The organism is Caballeronia sp. LZ029, from assembly GCF_031451275.1.
Lineage (GTDB): Bacteria > Pseudomonadota > Gammaproteobacteria > Burkholderiales > Burkholderiaceae > Caballeronia > Caballeronia jiangsuensis.
The window spans coordinates 1-322 of the sequence record NZ_JARUXO010000075.1; the positions used below are offsets into that span (position 1 = coordinate 1).

The window sequence follows — 322 nt, forward strand, 5'->3', positions numbered from 1 at the left end:
CTTCAGGATCATCGCGTTATGCGAGCCGAGATCGTTGACGAGGCGATCGCGCTCCGCGAGGTCCAGCGCAATGCCTTCATAGTCGTGATACGCGATATGTCCGTAATACTTCAACGCATGCTGACTGATCGGCAATAAGCCCTGTTTTTGCGCCGATACCGCCGCGCCCGCCGCCGTATGCGTATGCACGACGCAAAACACATCGGGCCGTGCCATGTGAATCGCGGAGTGAATCGTGAAGCCCGCCGGATTCACGAGATATCGCGCGGGATCATCGCGTGCGCCCGCTTCGACCGGCCGCCCTTCATGATCGATCTTCACG

Annotated in this window: 1 protein-coding gene; it reads right to left on the minus strand. The window is 59.3% G+C overall.

The features are described 5' to 3' along the window. Positions 1 to 322 (minus strand): class II aldolase/adducin family protein (locus tag QCE73_RS34110; RefSeq protein ID WP_309885350.1); only part of this gene is annotated, 322 nt, incomplete at both ends.